The organism is Blautia acetica (assembly GCF_038739805.1).
Classification (GTDB): Bacteria; Bacillota; Clostridia; order Lachnospirales; family Lachnospiraceae; genus Blautia.
Genome location: NZ_JBBEWO010000034.1, coordinates 1 through 15,232 on the forward strand (window position 1 = coordinate 1; position 15,232 = coordinate 15,232).

Here is a 15,232-nt window from a genome sequence, read left to right on the forward strand (position 1 = left end):
TGAGTTTGGCTTGCGACACCATTCTCAATATAACATAGGAGGTTTTTTATTGAAATCCTCACCGTTTCCACTTACACTATTCGCCCCAGCATAGCTGGGGGATTAGACTTTTCATTTAGAAAAGAACTATTTAAGTGACGCCATCCGCATGGTAGACACCTATTTTGAAAAACACGCTCCCCACCTAACCATATACAAAGTTTATATTTCCAATATCCTGCTTTTGTTTTTCCCGAATTTCAGTTCGGATTACCAGGCAATGGACTGCTTTTTCTCCGCATTGTCCTTCCCTAATCAGAAGACTTCTGTGGTCTATGACCGGGCCACTTATTCTGACTTGAGCTCTTTGCTGGAATATCTGATTCCCAAGTTAAAACGGTTTGATGTATTTTACTTTGCTATGGAAAACCGGCTTTTGGCAAACTTTAACTATGAACAAATTGTCGCTCAGGCCAAACAGCTCTGTCCCGCCCTGCTGTCACCGGATGTAAAAATGCGGCAGATGGCTCATGAAAAGCTGTCCGATATCCTGCAGTCTGTTTCCAGCCGGGATTTTCTTTTGCAGCTTTCCGCTCAAATACTATTGACCATAAGCACCCGGCTCTCTTCTGGTAATGCTGCCTACGTCACCGAGTTTTTATCTGACATTCAAAAAGAGCATGACCTTTTGGTTATCTTAAATCGAGTTATGCAAAAAGTAGACGAACTGGTTCTTTTATCCCAACGTTCTTCTGCTTCCTACAGTCCTTTTATTGAAGACTTACTCCGCTATCTGGAAACGCATGTTTCAGATTCTAATCTGACTTTAAAATGGATTGCGGAAAATCATCTGTACATGAATGTAAACTATGTCAGCCGCTGTTTTGTAAACGAAACGCATCAGAAATTTTCTGCCTATCTGATGAATCTGCGTGTGCAAAAAGCCAAAGAGATTCTGTCCGGACAAAATCCTGACAAAATACAAAATGTAGCGGAGCTGGTAGGGTGTGGGAATAATCCGTATTATTTTTCTAAGATTTTTAAGAAATGCACTGGTATGACGCCTTCTGCTTATATTCGGAAGGTACAGAGAGAACGGGAACTTTAAAAGCCGGAAACGAATGACTGCCGCATAAAATACAGTATCCATGACTGTTGTTTTATGCGGCAGATTCCCGCTTTTTTCTATCGATTTTTCCTTCTATATACTTCATATTTTTGCTTTCTTTCGCTTCAATATTTCTGCCACTTTTTCATCTGTTGCTTTCCTTTCAGCTACAGAATAGATTCTCATTTTCGACGCCTCAAAATCCCTCAAAATTGCCTTCGTTTCTTCTCCCTTTAATAATGGGACAACTGCCATAGATACTGCCATTTTCCTTTCCTCCTTATCCGAATTTTTCTTGCTGTCATTATAGCATACCCATTTTTCTCCTGTCGAATAGAAAAACCTCTCTCTTTCCCATGGTATTTTTATATACTTTTACAAACTCTCACTTATCATTCTATACAAAAATAAGACCTCTGCATCCTGGTATCTCTCAGTTTTCTCCCTGATTACCCTGACGCGGCGGTCTTATTTTGTATGAGGATTTGACATTACATATTACCGTCTATTCATCTATGCGGAGGATGTATGCGGTAACTGTAAATCTATCCTACCCCATTTCTCCTCTCCTTACAAGCCTCCCTGGGGGTTGATTTTTCAAAAAATCACACATTTTTGTTGATAAATTTCATTTCATAAAGCTGTCAATTCCCTTCTTCAGCTTTCCCAGCCCTTCGTTGTCCTGCTGCCGAAGCTCCTGGTCCACGCACTCTTCCATATACTGCTTTAAAATTTCCTTTCCTGCACCGTTTACCGCAGATTTCACCGCTGCAAGCTGAATCAGCACTTCGCTGCAGTCCCGCTCCTGCTCCACCATGTCCCGCACCATTTTCAGGTGTCCCGTGGCACGGGCAATTCTATTTACCATGGCTTTATCATACCTTGTCTGGTCTTTCTTTTCCATGCTTTTCCCCCGGTCTTTTTCAGCAGTAAATGTCTTCGTCTGCATTTTCATTCCACGAATATCCCATCTGGCCAGCCGCTTTCTCTGCTGCAGAAATGTCCAGAATATCCGCTGCGACCCAGAGGGCTGTATCGATTCCCGCCATACTGCTGCTACAGGAATAAAACTTTCCGTCAATGACCACCCTTGCATTCTCCACTCTTTCGATTCCTGCTGTAAACATACGGTTCCAGTTTGCGTCCATAGGAAAATCCGCTATTTTCCGCCGATACAGCATACCCGTCTGCGCTAGCAGAGCAGAACCGTTTTCAATCATCAGACAGTAATCTGCGTTTTCAGCCGCTTTTTTTATAAGATTCAAGGTTCTCTCGTCCTTCCACAGAAGTCTTCTGGCCCCTTTGCCTCCCGGAACCAGTAAAATTCCTTCGATTTCTTCCGGAATCAGAAAGTCTGTCCAGACCTTTCCCCCTTGTGTGCTGTTTATCACATCTCCCGACACAGACAAATACCGGAGGTGAAAATGTTCCGGCAATTTTCCGAATACTTCTGCCGGGCCAAAAGCGTCCAACGTTTCAAAATCATCAAACAAAACTATATTTACGTCCATTGTTATTCCTCCCTGGTATTGATTTCTTCCAGACGAATGGTTCTGGCGCAGATTTTCTCTGCCAGATAAGCATTGTGAGTCACCATGAGAAGCCCCAGCCTGCGCTCTTCTACCTCCTTTAGCATCAGATTCCATATCTGCGCCTGGGTAATCACGTCCAGCATGGTGCTCATTTCATCGGCAAAAAGAAAATGAGTGCCTTCAAAGAGAGAACGGGCCACACAGAACCGCTGCAGCTCCCCGCCGGAAAGTTCTCTTGGATAGCGCTCCAGCCAGTCTCTTTCAATTCCCAGCGCATCCATAACCTCATCCCGGAACATACCGGACTCCTGCAAAACTTTTTTCATCTTCCACCTGGGATTGATCGCTTTTTCCGGATGCTGGTAGATAAGCTGAACCGGACTGACTCCTTTTTTCGGCAGAGGCTTTCCGTCCAGAAGCACCTCCCCTTTTGTTGGCTTCAAATAACCGGCCAGAATTTTTACCAGCGTGCTTTTTCCGTATCCGCTGGGGCCTACCAGGCCGACCCGCTCGCCCTCCTCTATTTTCAAACTGACATCCTTTAAAATCCAGGGTGTATTTTCCCTGTACTGGAAACTGATATTTCTTGCTTCAATCTGCATGTATACACCTCACATAGCCCCCACGGACTTCTCTCATAGGTATTTTTTCTTCACATTTCTCTGTCTTATACGGACATCTGGGCGAAAACAGACAGCCCTTGGGAAGATATTTCGCATAGGGCTGGAAACCGGAAATGGGTTCAAATCCATTCTGGGGCAGTGCTCTCCACAGGGCTTTGGAATAGGGATGGCGAAGCGCATGCTCACCCTGTCGGAAATCCTCTGCCTCTGCCATTTCCACCGTGGTTCCCGCATAAAACACGGCAATGCGGTCTGCCATATGAAAGGCCAAATCAATGTCATGGGTAATGAGAATCACCGCTTTCCCCTCATCCGCCAGTTCCCGGAATACTTTCAGGGCTTCCATAGCCATATCCAAATCCAGCCCCGGCGTAGGTTCATCGGCAATAATCACTTCTGCCCCGCTTAGCACGGCTGTAGACACCAATACCCGCCTGGCCATTCCTCCGGAAAGCTGAAACGGATACAGCTTCTCTGTTTTTTCGTCTAACTGAAATCGTTTGAAAATTTCTTTTTGGGCCTCTATCTTTGCCATATCCGGCTTCGGGCCTCTGACCTGGGCCTCCACTTTTATCAGCGGATCCAAAAAGGAAACGGACTGAGGTACCAGGGCAAACTCTTTTCCCCGAAGTTTTTCCTTATCTTTCTGACTCAAAACTTTTCCTTTATAGGAAATTTCACCGCTTATGGCCGCATTTTCCGGAAGCAGCCCCATCACCGCATGGGCCAGAAGACTTTTTCCGGAACCGCTGGAACCTGCAATCACCACAATCTCACCCGGACGCACGTCCAGCGTCATATTAGAAATGACTTTTAAATCATACTGCTCCAAACCTTTTTCATACATGTGAAAGGATACAGACAAATCCTTTACAGATAAAATACTCTCGTTTTTCATAATGTTCTCCTATTCATGGGCGCTGTACGGGTCCACGATTTTCTTTACGTTTTCTCCCAGCCTGTCAAAAAGCAGCACAATCATTACCAGCATGAGTCCTGGGAAAAAGGCCAGCCACCACATTCCTGTTGACAGATATTTCATAGATTCTGAAAGGATGATTCCGATAGCAGGCTGCTCCGGGGAAAGTCCGAATCCCAGAAAAGTCAGACTGGATTCATGCATAATGGCATGTGGAAACATCAAAATCAGTCCGATGACAAACTGTGGAATCATATGAGGAAGAATATGGTGTACGGTAATCCACCAACTGGAATGTCCCAGTTTCTTGGATACCTCTATGTACTGCTGGGAACGAATCTGCAGAACCTCACTTCGGATAATCCGGGCAAGCCCTGTCCAGTGGGTCACTGCCACGCCAATGAGCACGCCTTTCAGACCCTTTCCGCAGGCAAAGGAAATGAGAATCAGCAGTACTGTATGGGGAATTCCCATAACCAAATCAATCACCCAGTTGATAAAATGGTCCAGCCAGGAGGTTCCCGTTGCTGCCGCCACTCCTACAATCAACGCAATCACGGCGCTGACGGTAGAAGCCACTACACCGACCACAATGCTGACAGACAGCCCCTTAATAGTTCGCACCAGCATATCTCGTCCCAGCATATCCGTCCCAAAAGGATGTTCCAGGGAAGGCGGCAGCCCTTTTTTAGAAAAATCTGCCTGAATCAGGTCGTCACTGAGAAGCGCTCCTGCCAGATATACGGAAAATAATACGGCAAGAATCATGACTGCAAAAAAGATGGTTTTTGTCCGCCGGTTTATCTGCAGCTTTCTTGGTTTTGTTCCGGCGCTGACTGCTGCTGTATTACTCATGTCCATATCCCTCCCTTATCTGCGGGTCTACAATTCCATATATGATATTCGCCAGCATATTTCCTACAAATACAAACAATGCGCTGAACAGGGTAATGCCCAGAAGCAGCGGCACATCCGAGGCCATCCCCGCCGCTGAAGCCGCTGCCCCAAGCCCCGGATAGGAAAATACATTTTCTGCCAGAACAGAGCCGCCGAACAGTTCGCTGAAAGAGCCAAACTGCATGGTCACCGCAGGCAGCATAATGTTGCGGAAACCATGGCGTTTCAGCACACTCCATTTCGATTCTCCCCTGGCTTTGGCAAACAGCACATAGTCACTTTCCAGTACATCTACCAGCTTCTCCCTTGTGTGCAGCGCCACATTGGCAAAGGACAGAAAACTCAGGGTAAGTGCCGGTAAAATCAAATGGTGAATCCTCTGCAGAAGCGTCACCTGGTCTGCGGGAACACCTTTTGGCACACTCATGCCCATAGGGAACCAGCCAAGCTGTACGGAAAAAATCATCAGAAACACAATTCCAATCCAGAAAGTGGGAATGGAACACATAATCAGACACACCTTTTTCAAAATTTTATCCGGCCATTTTCCGTTCCAGACTCCCATCATACAACCAACCCCAAAGCCTATGACACCGGAAAACACCCACGCAGTCATCATAAGAGCCAGGGAAGCCGCAAATTTTTCCCTGATGATATCCAGTACCGGGCGGCGATACAAAAGGGATACCCCGAAATCTCCATGGAGAATGGATTTCCCCCATGCCAGAAACCGCTCAACAGGCGGGTCATTTAGCCCCCAGTATTCCGCTATTTTCGCTCTCTGCTCCACGCTGACATTGGGAACCGAGCCCACATACTGCTGTACCGGGTCTACAGGGGAAAGACTGACCAGTACAAAGCTGATGACGCTGACTGCAATCAGCAGCGTCACCATGCGCACAAGATATTTCCCTGTGAATTTCAGATAATATTTACTCTTCATTGTTTTTTCTCCATTTTCTCTTTTAAGCACAACGAGAGGGGCCGCCGCAAAAGCGCAGCAGCTCCCCTTCTTTTGTCAGACCCGATTTTATTCCCAGCTCCACTCTGCCAGGTTGGCAATCAGCGGCCATGCCTGTCCATGAGCATGGATTCTCTGGTTTCCGATATTTAATCCGTCTTTCACATAATAAAGGTGTGTCATATTTACAAAGAATGCCCAGGGCGCCTCCCCTTTCATGGAAGTACCGGTTTCACCGTCCCACTGTGCCTTCTGCCACCACTCATAGGAGTCTTCAATGGTCAGCGAATTCATGGCTTTATCCAGATACTCATCGGTCTTATCGCTCATATAAAATTCCGGATTGTACCAGTCTGTCTTTCCCGCATTGCTGCTGTGGAACAGCATATAAGAAGTCATGGGACTGTCGGAACCCCATCCCATAATCATAGGTTCAGAAAACATTCTCTTAATGGTATCATCCTCACTGACACCTTCTACCGTAATGTCAAAGCCCAGGTTTTCTTTTGCCTGATTTGCCACAGACATAGCCACAGCCTGGCGCATGGAATCTCCCGCAAAATACATCAGATGAAAGGCCAGCTTATTTCCGTCCTTTTCCCGGATGCCATCTCCGTCTGTATCCTTCCAGCCGGACTGTTCCAGAAGTTCCTTTGCATAATCCACATCCGTTTCAATAACGTCCTCCTCATTCCACCATGGCATACCGTCACACTCGGAATAAGCCGGTTTTGCAAGGCCGTTTAAGGCTTCGTCAATAATCTGCTGTCTGTCTACGCCGTAGCAGAGAGCCTTTCTCACATTCACATCACAGGTAATATTATTTCCGATTTTATATCCGTCTTCCGTCTTCTTTCCTTCATCGGGAACGGTTGGAAGTGTAATGCCTCTATTGTCTACGGATTCTACTTTTTCTACATGCATGCCTTCGATTTCTGTGGTTGCAAGAGTTGCAGAGGTCAGCGCAATGTCTACCTCTCCGGCTTTTGCCGCTACAAATCTGGCGTCCTCTTCCTGAATCAGAAATACAGCTCTTTCAATTTCCGGCTTGTCCCCGTAATAATCCTCATTTGCTTCCAGAATAAACTGCTGTCCCTTGTCCCACTGTATCATTTTGTACGGACCGGAACCGATAATCTGGTCTGCGGACATTCCGAATTTGTCGCTGTAAGCCTTCTCCGGTACAATGCCCATCTGCGCTACCGTATAAATAAAGGTTACACAGGGTTTTGTCAGCTTAAATTCTACGGTAGTGTCGTCTTTTGCCGTACAGCTTTCCATCATGGTTAAATCCATATAAGTGGCTTTTTCTTTTGCCGTGTTAAAAGTAAAGGCAACGTCTGAGGCTTTTAGTGCATCTCCGTTTGTAAACTTTACGTCATCCCGGATTTGAAACGTCCAGGTAAGGGCGTCATCACTGACTGTATAATCCGTTGCCAGGTCATTTTCCAGCTGGTCATCTCCGTTTACTTTTACCAGATTGGAATACAAAGGCGACCCGGTATAGCCAAATCCTGTACAAGGGTCAAAAGAATCTCCTTCACTGGAAAAACCAATGGTAACTTCTGATTTTTTTTCTTGGGATTCATCCGTCTTGGCAGAGCCTTCCTCCTTCTGTGTCTGTGTTTTGGCAGAAGATGTACCGGAATCCGATGCCCCGCTTCCACATCCTGTTACCATGGCCGTTACGCATAACAGCGCTGCCAGTGCTTTCATTCTCTTTTTCATCTGTTGTTTCCTCCTGGTTATTTTCGTCTGCCCTTACGGCTGAACTCTATTATAGACAAGAAAAAGCCCCGGGGTAAGCTACCCTGGGGGTTATTTCTTTTTGTATTTTTTTCATTGCCTGTAAATACAGGATTTCAGGAGAACGCTTTCCTCTGCAAAAAGGCTTTTATCCCCATCCGGGGGTTTTCTTTTGCTATTTCTGCACCTCTGTATACTGTTTTATGGACGCAGGCAGAGCAGTGCGGAAAATAACAGAAATATAATTTATTACCTGCTGTTTGTCGTGCTCTTCTTTATGAACAATCCATTCCAGCAGTGTTCCGGCTATTGCCTCTGTATAAAAACTGCTTAAAAAGGTTTCAAAGTCTTTCGGAACTGTGGTTTCCGTGAGTTCTTCTACCTTTTTTATCATGGAAGTTGTAATTTCAATAAAGTCCCAATAGAAAAAACGTTTCAATTCATCTCTTCCCACAGAATCATAAATATTCTTCAAAAACACACTATTTTTTTCAATGTAATCCATGGCAAAGAGAATAACTTCCTCATAATCGATAATCAAATCGAATTTTTTCACAACCTCTATGGCTTCCTGTTCCAAAGTCCATTTCAGTAAATCGTATACATCGGCAAAGTGATAATAAAATGTTTTTCGATTGACATTGCAAACCCGAATCAATTCACTGACCGTTATTTTAGAAAATGATTTCTGTACCACAAGGTTCTTTAAGGCCTCTGCAAATAATTTCTTAGTATTTAAACTGGTCACTTCATATTTCATGTCAAAACCTCCTGCTGTTTTAGTATACAGTTGTCCCACAAAGAATTCAACAATCAAAATTCAGGCATTTGTTCCACAATTCCTGCACATTTGTCCGTATTTTACCCAATCCCGAAAATTTGACCATGTCTAAACAGAACTTTTCTTTTTATAATGGCTCTCGGCAGTAAAAAAGGAGGTGTGCTGCTCGATGTGCAAAGAAATACAGCAATACTTTTATAAGATTACTTTAGCTGCACCTGTCGGAACACGGTATGGACATTTGCAGATGGAAGTGAAACAGGGACTGATTTCCGGCTGCGTTGATATTTTAAATCATAAAAGCCCCTTAACCGGACAGGTACTGGATAACGGTACCTGCAGATTAACCGGAACACTGACATCTCTTATGCAGACCTTCACCTATACGGCAGTGGGCTGCTTCAATGCTCAGTTTATTGAACTGACGTTAAAACGAAGAAACAAGCATTATCATTTAACCGGAATCGCTGCAAGGAGGAATTAGATATGGGATATATTGAAATGCGAAACAGTTGTAAAACCTATAAGATGGGAGAAACAAAAATATATGCAAACAGAGATGTCAGCTTCTCCATTGAAAAAGGAGAACTTGCCATAATACTGGGTTCATCCGGCGCCGGAAAATCCACGGCGCTCAATATCTTAGGCGTAATGGACACCAATGACAGCGGCAAGGTCATCATAGACGGAAAAGATATTTCCAATTACAATGCAAGACAGCTTACGACTTACCGAAGAAATGATGTGGGCTTTGTATTTCAGTTCTATAATCTGGTACAGAACCTGACTTCCAAGGAAAATGTAGAACTTGCTTCTGAAATTGTAAAAGACGCCCTGGACCCTGTGCAGGTACTAAAGGATGTGGGACTTTCCAAGCGAATCAACAACTTTCCCGCACAGCTTTCCGGCGGTGAACAGCAGCGTGTTGCCATTGCCAGGGCCATTGCGAAGAACCCCAAAATTCTTTTGTGCGACGAACCAACCGGCGCCCTGGATTATCAGACCGGCAAGCAGGTACTCCAGATTCTTCAGGATATGTGCCGGAAAAAGGGGGCAACGGTTGTAATCGTTACACATAATGGCGCCATTGCTCCCATTGCGGACCGTGTCATCCACATGCATGACGCTACAGTAAAAAATATCGAAATCAACAAACATCCACGGAATATTGCAGAAATTGAATGGTAGGTGATACTCGTTGAAAAAGAAAAAATTATGGAAAGATATAAAAAAATGCTTTTTAAATTCCAAAGGACGTTTTATCTCTATTTTCTGTCTGATGATGTTAGGCTCTTTTGCACTGGTGGGGCTAAAAGTCACAGGCCCGGACATGCGAGAAACCGGCCTGCACTATTTTGAAGACTTAAATCTGTCTGACATAACAGTCATTGGAGATTACGGCATTGATGAAAATAACCAAGCCGCTATCAATCAGTTATCCGGAACCAGTAAAATAGAATATGGATATTTAAAAGATGTAGAAATCAAGGATACCACCGACAGTATTCGTCTGTTTTCAAATCCGGATACCATTTCCAAATATGAACTGACCGCCGGGAAACATGCAGAAAAAGATGACGAAATCGTTTTGTCCGATACTTATAAAAGTCAATACCACATTGGCGATACCTTAAAAGTCACGGAAAAGGAAAGCGCCGGAACCAAGGTGCTAAAAAAACACACTTTTAAAATTGTGGGATTTGCAAAGTCTCCGGAGTTTCTCTCTTCTATTAATATGGGACAGTCCACTTCCGGAACAGGCGAATTAAAGAGATACGGCTTTGTAAAGAAAGATGTCTTTGATTCTGATTTTTACATGATTGCAAGAGTGACCTTCCGCGATACGCAAAATGTCAATCCTTATTCCGATACCTATACCGATTTGATTCAGACCCATAAAAACCAACTGGACAAGCTGTTAGAGAGTCAGCCTGCCCTTCGTCTGGAGACTCTGAAGGATACGTATCAGAGCAATATTGACGATGGACAGAAACAGATTGACGAAGCCAAACAGAAACTTTCAGACACAAAGGAACAGCTGGCAGACGCTGACAAGCAGATTGAGGATGCAAAAACTGCCATTGCCTCTTCTGATTCTCAGCTCAAAGCTGCCAAAGAACAGTTATCTTCCGGCAAAGCCACCCTTACAAAAAAATGGGAGCAGCTGCAGTCTGCCAAACAATCCCTGGACAGTGCAAAAAATACCCTGCAGACAACAGAAAACCAGTTAAGTTCTGCCTACAGTTCTCTCCAGGACGGATGGGGCAAAATAAACACGGCGGACAGCCAGTTATCTGGGAAAGAGACGCAGCTGGCACAGGCAAAAGAAACGCTTGCCTCCAGTGAACAGGCATTTTCCTCAAAATCCGCAGAACTTCAGGAAAAACAACAGACCTACCAAAGCGCCTTTGACGAATTCACCCAAAAACAGCTGGCTTATCAAAGTGCTTCTGACGAACTGGCAGCGCAGCAGAATACCCTGGATTCCAATAAAAATACTTTGATAAGCGCCAAACAGGAATATGAAACTTCCATTGATTCCTGCACCCAGACCGTCAATGCGCTCAAAGAACAGCTGGCAAATCCTGACCTTTCCCAGGAGGAACAGGAAGCGCTCCATCAAAAGCTGGCTGCTGCCCAGGCAGAACTGGAAAAATGCCAGTCAGAATATGAAAGCTTTTTGTCCGGCACTTATACCCCTCAGATGGACAGCCTTGCCGCCATGCAGACGCAGCTTGACCAGAAAAAAGCGGAACTGGAACAATCCAAAACCCTGCTTGCTGAAAAAGAAACGGAATTAAAGAACGCAAAACAGCAGCTGGATTCCTCAGAACAGGAAATCGGGGCCGCTTCTGCACAGCTTACGGACGCAAAGAATCAAATTGCAGCCAATGAAGCACAGTTAAGTGAAGCAAGACAGTCTCTTGCAGAACAGAAAGCACTTTTGGAAACGAAGCAGGAGGAATACAATTCCGGCTATGCGCAGTATCAGTCAGGTGTTTCTTTATACAACCAGAATCTGAATACTTATTATTCGGGACTGTCCGCATGGAAGGAATCCTTTGAAACCCTGCATTCCAAAGAAAAAGAGTATCAGGAAAACGTTGATAAATTAGAAGCTGCCAAACAGGAATTATCCGATAAAGAGGCGGAATACGAAGGCGGTTTAAAGGAGTTTACTACCAAAGAGGCCGACGCCAATAAAGAAATTGCTGAAAATGAAGAAAAATTAGCAGACGCAAAAGAAGAAATGGACAGTCTGGAACTGCCGGTGTATACCTTAAGCACACGAAGGGAAGCTGCCGGTTCCGACGGTTATAAAATTTACGACTCCATTTCCACCATTATTGACGCCCTGGCAAATGTGTTTCCTATCTTTCTGTACTTTGTAGCCGCACTGGTAACCCTGACTACCATGACACGTTTTGTGGATGAAGAACGTATGAATGCAGGTACTTTAAAGGCCCTTGGCTATACAGACCGTGATGTTATGAAAAAGTTTACGGTCTATGGACTGATTGCAGGCGTGTCCGGCACGCTTGCCGGTATCTTCTCAGGTCATCTGCTGCTGCCGGAAATCATTTACAATGCAGGTTTTAATCCTTGTTGCAGTTCTGCTTGGCATTGTCATTCTCTACAACCTTACCAACATCAATGTTGCAGAACGGATTCGTGAACTTTCCACAATCAAAGTTCTGGGATTCTATGACCAAGAAGTAACTCTCTATATTTACCGGGAAACCATACTTCTTTCCCTGCTTGGCATTTTAACAGGCTTTGGTGTGGGCGACCTGCTTTACCGATATATACTGGCTGTTGTGCCTCCGGATGAAGTTATGTTCAACCCCGCGCTTTCCGCCAGAGCCTTTCTCCTTCCTGCGGTTTTAATTGCGGCCATTACCTTTGTCTTAGGATATATGATGAATCGAAAACTGAAATATCTGGATATGCTCAGCGCATTAAAATCCGTGGAATAACAAAAAGCCCCGGTTCCTCTCACTCGTTTGGGAACAGGGGCTTTTCAATTGGGGACTTATCTTTCATTAGGAATTTTTTCCAGCGCTTCTTCTATCTGCTGCTTTTCTGCTTTTGTCATTCCTGTATGATTTAAAATCTCCCGAAAACTTCTGGAATCTGCCATAAAATACAGACCTTCCATGCCGTTTTTGCGTACCAGTTCCTGTGCGGCCGGGCCGATTTTCTCCGCCAGCATATCTTTATTTGCTTCCAGCCAGGCTAAAAACGGAGTCATAACCGTTTCTGCCCCGGCATAGTTCCTCAGGTATCCGAAGGTACAGTCCCAGGACAAAAAAGTATCGTAATCTCCGGAGACATGAGCCTTACATACTGGCTCTGTCATAGTATTTTCTCCGAAATCGCCCAGAACATCTTTCAGCCATCCGATACTGTCCTCCACCCAATCCGGCACCCGGCTGCAAAGTGGGATTTCCCGGTTCTGGACAGACGTATCTCCTGTAGAAAATCCATGAGGACCGTAGGCATAAATATGACTTTCAAAAGTAACTCCTTTTTGAGCCAAAGCCTGCAGAAAGTTCACCGAATTTTCCACGGCTACCAACTGGTCATTGCAGGTAGCAAAGACAAAACAAGGACATGTTTCCTCCGTCACTGCTGAGATTACATCCGGCGCTGTGCTCTCGCACATCTGCACGTCTTCCCCCCGGGTTACAGCATAGCCTAAAATTGCCGCATTCGGCTTGTTTTCTGCCATGGTTGCCGCACAGCCTGCCAGATGTCCGCCTGCCGAAAATCCCAGCACGGCAATTCTATCCCCATACACATTCCACTCCTCCCTTTTGCTGCGAATCAGCGTCATAGCCTGCTCATAGTCTTTTAATGGATTGGGCCACACTGCATCTTTCTTCACCGAATACCGCAAAATGAATACCTGATATCCTGCTTTTAAATAAGGCATAGCCACCGGGTCTGCTTCCCGGTCTGAACAATACTGGTATCCCCCGCCCGGAAGAATCAGGATAGCAGGTCTTTTTGATATATAGGAAAAAGCCCCACCTGTTTCCTGGAGATAAGCTGTCAATGTCACATTTCTTTCCTGATTTAAAGTAAGTAATTCTGTCCTCATGTATATTCCTCTCTTTCTCAGGTCAGTCCCGCCTGTTTTTTCTTATTCTTGATTATAGCATTTGCCGAAATATGCAACAATGGATTTTTCCCGAAAAAAACTGCTGCAGAAAGTACAAACGAAACGCCTTTCTGTTCCGTATGACTTTCTGCAGCAGTTTTTCTTAATCTGTAAATTCCATACCAATCAAATCAAATTTTTCACAGCTTATCACAATGGTAAAGCTGTCTTTGTCCGGTTTCGAGCATTTCATGCGGATAATTCGGTCGGACATGTCATAGTACCAGCCGCTTTCCGCTTCTTCAAAGCTCTCTTTTGTCAGGAATCGGGCAATCTTTTCTCCTTCTACTGTTACCCAGTAAGCACCTTTTTCCTTACTCACCAGATTCAGTTCCAGGTTATCCCAGGTTTCCTCATAAGAACCGTTCTTTGTAAAGGTAATGGTCTTTCTGTCTCCGGCCTTTACCTCGATTTTTGTAGATGCATACTCTCCGTCTTCAAACTTCTTAGACCAGCCGTCATCATCATAGTAAGTAAATGTCACGTCGTTTTCACAGCTAATGAGGAAGTTCAGAGTTTTCAGGGTATCTCTCTTAATCTGGGTCACATCTTCGCTGGTAACATACACGCCGCAGTCCCTGAAGAACATGGGCACAGAAGCCAGGGTAACCGGAATTTCTATGGTCTGTCCGCCCTCATAGGCCTTAAAATGGTCGTTCATATCATACCACACAGCGCCCTTTGGCAGATAGATTTTCCGTGTCTTCGCCCCTTTTTCCACCACGTTTGCCACCAGCACAGACGGTCCGAACAGAAAGGTCAGATGTTCGTCTGTGTAGCAGTTTTTATCCTCCGGAAACTCCAGAAACAGCGGCCTCATCACCGGCATACCGTTTTCGTGCGCTTCCCGCATAAGAGAATACAGATACGGTATCATGCGATATCTCTGGGCATATGCAGCCTGTACATAAGGCAGGGTTTCCTCGTACATAAAAGGCTGTGTTACCGTATTGTCGCTGTTTGCGGAATTGATACAGAATCTAGGCTGGAAAATACCGTTCTGAATCCAGCGAAGAAGAAGTTCTGCCTCCGGAGCAGGACCTGCAAAACCGCCGATATCACAGCCGGTATTGGCAATACCGGACATTCCCATGCCCATAATGGTGGCAATGTTAAATTTCACCGTACGCCAGTCTGTCAGATTATCTCCGTCCCAAACCTGAGCATAACGCTGGATTCCTGCGAATCCGGCCCGGTTAATAATGTAGGGACGTTCTTCCGGATATACCTCAGCCAGGGCTTCCTTTGCCGTATAAGCCATCATATTGGAATGAATAATTTTCAGCTCTGCCATGGTTCCGCCCATGCCCTCAAATTCACAGAACGCATTTCGGTCCTCAATGCCGTCATACTCACAGTTGTCGTTCCATACCGTCTTGGAACCTTTTTTCAACAGCGTTTCTTATCATGACCACCCGTCCAACGGGTGGTTTGCTCTAGGGCTATAAGCCCTTGTTACTAGGCCAGCGTCTCAAGGCGCTGGCTTTCTCTTTCGGCTATGGGAATTCTGTTTACACATCCT

16 protein-coding genes are annotated in these 15,232 nt (G+C 45.1%); 5 read left to right on the top strand and 11 right to left on the bottom strand.

What is annotated here, in order from left to right:
- The first annotated feature begins 148 nt into the window (after window positions 1–148).
- Window positions 149–1,087 carry a helix-turn-helix transcriptional regulator gene (locus WBS51_RS14790; RefSeq protein WP_294463136.1) on the top strand — a complete coding sequence of 313 codons (939 nt, stop codon included), beginning with the start codon at window positions 149–151 and terminating at the stop codon, window positions 1,085–1,087.
- Between the two features lie 102 nt (window positions 1,088–1,189).
- On the opposite strand, the gene WBS51_RS14795 is transcribed toward WBS51_RS14790, so the two are convergent.
- The 9 genes from WBS51_RS14795 to WBS51_RS14835 all read right to left on the bottom strand — a co-directional run bounded on the left by WBS51_RS14795 (window position 1,190) and on the right by WBS51_RS14835 (window position 8,525).
- A complete protein-coding gene (locus tag WBS51_RS14795) occupies window positions 1,190–1,354 on the bottom strand; it encodes a hypothetical protein (RefSeq protein ID WP_294463142.1) in 165 nt (54 codons plus the stop codon).
- A 361-nt stretch (window positions 1,355–1,715) separates the two neighbouring features.
- Window positions 1,716–1,991: a metal-sensing transcriptional repressor gene (locus tag WBS51_RS14800; RefSeq protein ID WP_173747754.1), complete on the bottom strand. Its 276-nt coding sequence runs from the start codon at window positions 1,989–1,991 to the stop codon at window positions 1,716–1,718.
- A gap of 19 nt (window positions 1,992–2,010) precedes the next feature.
- On the bottom strand, window positions 2,011–2,598 hold the full coding sequence (locus tag WBS51_RS14805) for a DJ-1/PfpI family protein (protein ID WP_173747756.1): 588 nt from the start codon (window positions 2,596–2,598) through the stop codon (window positions 2,011–2,013).
- Window positions 2,599–2,600: 2 nt separating this feature from the next.
- Window positions 2,601–3,221 carry an ABC transporter ATP-binding protein gene (locus WBS51_RS14810; RefSeq protein ID WP_173747758.1) on the bottom strand — a complete coding sequence of 207 codons (621 nt, stop codon included), beginning with the start codon at window positions 3,219–3,221 and terminating at the stop codon, window positions 2,601–2,603.
- Window positions 3,211–4,140 (bottom strand): ABC transporter ATP-binding protein, encoded by a 930-nt coding sequence (locus tag WBS51_RS14815; RefSeq protein ID WP_173747760.1) that lies wholly within the window; start codon window positions 4,138–4,140, stop codon window positions 3,211–3,213. Before WBS51_RS14815 ends, WBS51_RS14810 begins: the two co-directional genes overlap by 11 nt.
- Before the next feature lie 9 nt (window positions 4,141–4,149).
- Entirely contained in the window at window positions 4,150–5,016 is an 867-nt protein-coding gene (locus WBS51_RS14820) for an ABC transporter permease (protein WP_173747762.1), read from the bottom strand.
- Entirely contained in the window at window positions 5,009–6,001 is a 993-nt protein-coding gene (locus WBS51_RS14825) for an ABC transporter permease (RefSeq protein WP_173747765.1), read from the bottom strand. Before WBS51_RS14825 ends, WBS51_RS14820 begins: the two co-directional genes overlap by 8 nt.
- Window positions 6,002–6,088: 87 nt before the next feature.
- Window positions 6,089–7,747 carry an ABC transporter substrate-binding protein gene (locus WBS51_RS14830; RefSeq protein WP_173747768.1) on the bottom strand — a complete coding sequence of 553 codons (1,659 nt, stop codon included), beginning with the start codon at window positions 7,745–7,747 and terminating at the stop codon, window positions 6,089–6,091.
- Window positions 7,748–7,940: 193 nt separating this feature from the next.
- Window positions 7,941–8,525: a TetR/AcrR family transcriptional regulator C-terminal domain-containing protein gene (locus WBS51_RS14835; RefSeq protein ID WP_291681419.1), complete on the bottom strand. Its 585-nt coding sequence runs from the start codon at window positions 8,523–8,525 to the stop codon at window positions 7,941–7,943.
- Between the two features lie 190 nt (window positions 8,526–8,715).
- On the opposite strand from WBS51_RS14835, the gene WBS51_RS14840 reads away from it, so the two are divergent.
- From WBS51_RS14840 to WBS51_RS14855, 4 genes are read left to right on the top strand one after another with little or no spacing between them, the layout of a single operon-like run.
- Window positions 8,716–9,030, top strand: coding sequence for a hypothetical protein (locus tag WBS51_RS14840; protein ID WP_173747773.1), 315 nt, complete (start codon window positions 8,716–8,718; stop codon window positions 9,028–9,030).
- A gap of 2 nt (window positions 9,031–9,032) precedes the next feature.
- On the top strand, window positions 9,033–9,734 hold the full coding sequence (locus WBS51_RS14845) for an ABC transporter ATP-binding protein (RefSeq protein WP_294463153.1): 702 nt from the start codon (window positions 9,033–9,035) through the stop codon (window positions 9,732–9,734).
- Between the two features lie 10 nt (window positions 9,735–9,744).
- Window positions 9,745–12,222, top strand: coding sequence for an ABC transporter permease (locus WBS51_RS14850; RefSeq protein WP_294463155.1), 2,478 nt, complete (start codon window positions 9,745–9,747; stop codon window positions 12,220–12,222).
- A complete protein-coding gene (locus WBS51_RS14855; protein ID WP_294463158.1) occupies window positions 12,134–12,523 on the top strand; it encodes an FtsX-like permease family protein in 390 nt (129 codons plus the stop codon). The genes WBS51_RS14850 and WBS51_RS14855 overlap by 89 nt, the downstream gene beginning before the upstream one ends.
- A gap of 56 nt (window positions 12,524–12,579) precedes the next feature.
- Here WBS51_RS14855 and WBS51_RS14860 read toward each other — a convergent pair whose 3' ends face one another.
- Window positions 12,580–13,650: an alpha/beta hydrolase gene (locus WBS51_RS14860; protein ID WP_173747779.1), complete on the bottom strand. Its 1,071-nt coding sequence runs from the start codon at window positions 13,648–13,650 to the stop codon at window positions 12,580–12,582.
- Between the two features lie 163 nt (window positions 13,651–13,813).
- A complete protein-coding gene (locus tag WBS51_RS14865; protein WP_294463161.1) occupies window positions 13,814–15,103 on the bottom strand; it encodes a TIM-barrel domain-containing protein in 1,290 nt (429 codons plus the stop codon).
- Window positions 15,104–15,232: the final 129 nt, after the last annotated feature.

Excerpts from the sequence above, each read along its gene's own strand:
- WBS51_RS14790 (WP_294463136.1), top strand. The coding sequence starts at position 149 with ATGGTAGACACCTATTTTGAAAAACACGCTCCCCACCTAACCATATAC.
- WBS51_RS14795 (WP_294463142.1), bottom strand. The coding sequence starts at position 1,354 with ATGGCAGTATCTATGGCAGTTGTCCCATTATTAAAGGGAGAAGAAACG.
- WBS51_RS14800 (WP_173747754.1), bottom strand. The coding sequence starts at position 1,991 with ATGGAAAAGAAAGACCAGACAAGGTATGATAAAGCCATGGTAAATAGA.
- WBS51_RS14805 (WP_173747756.1), bottom strand. The coding sequence starts at position 2,598 with ATGGACGTAAATATAGTTTTGTTTGATGATTTTGAAACGTTGGACGCT.
- WBS51_RS14810 (WP_173747758.1), bottom strand. The coding sequence starts at position 3,221 with ATGCAGATTGAAGCAAGAAATATCAGTTTCCAGTACAGGGAAAATACA.
- WBS51_RS14815 (WP_173747760.1), bottom strand. The coding sequence starts at position 4,140 with ATGAAAAACGAGAGTATTTTATCTGTAAAGGATTTGTCTGTATCCTTT.
- WBS51_RS14820 (WP_173747762.1), bottom strand. The coding sequence starts at position 5,016 with ATGAGTAATACAGCAGCAGTCAGCGCCGGAACAAAACCAAGAAAGCTG.
- WBS51_RS14825 (WP_173747765.1), bottom strand. The coding sequence starts at position 6,001 with ATGAAGAGTAAATATTATCTGAAATTCACAGGGAAATATCTTGTGCGC.
- WBS51_RS14830 (WP_173747768.1), bottom strand. The coding sequence starts at position 7,747 with ATGAAAAAGAGAATGAAAGCACTGGCAGCGCTGTTATGCGTAACGGCC.
- WBS51_RS14835 (WP_291681419.1), bottom strand. The coding sequence starts at position 8,525 with ATGAAATATGAAGTGACCAGTTTAAATACTAAGAAATTATTTGCAGAG.
- WBS51_RS14840 (WP_173747773.1), top strand. The coding sequence starts at position 8,716 with ATGTGCAAAGAAATACAGCAATACTTTTATAAGATTACTTTAGCTGCA.
- WBS51_RS14845 (WP_294463153.1), top strand. The coding sequence starts at position 9,033 with ATGGGATATATTGAAATGCGAAACAGTTGTAAAACCTATAAGATGGGA.
- WBS51_RS14855 (WP_294463158.1), top strand. The coding sequence starts at position 12,134 with ATGCAGGTTTTAATCCTTGTTGCAGTTCTGCTTGGCATTGTCATTCTC.
- WBS51_RS14860 (WP_173747779.1), bottom strand. The coding sequence starts at position 13,650 with ATGAGGACAGAATTACTTACTTTAAATCAGGAAAGAAATGTGACATTG.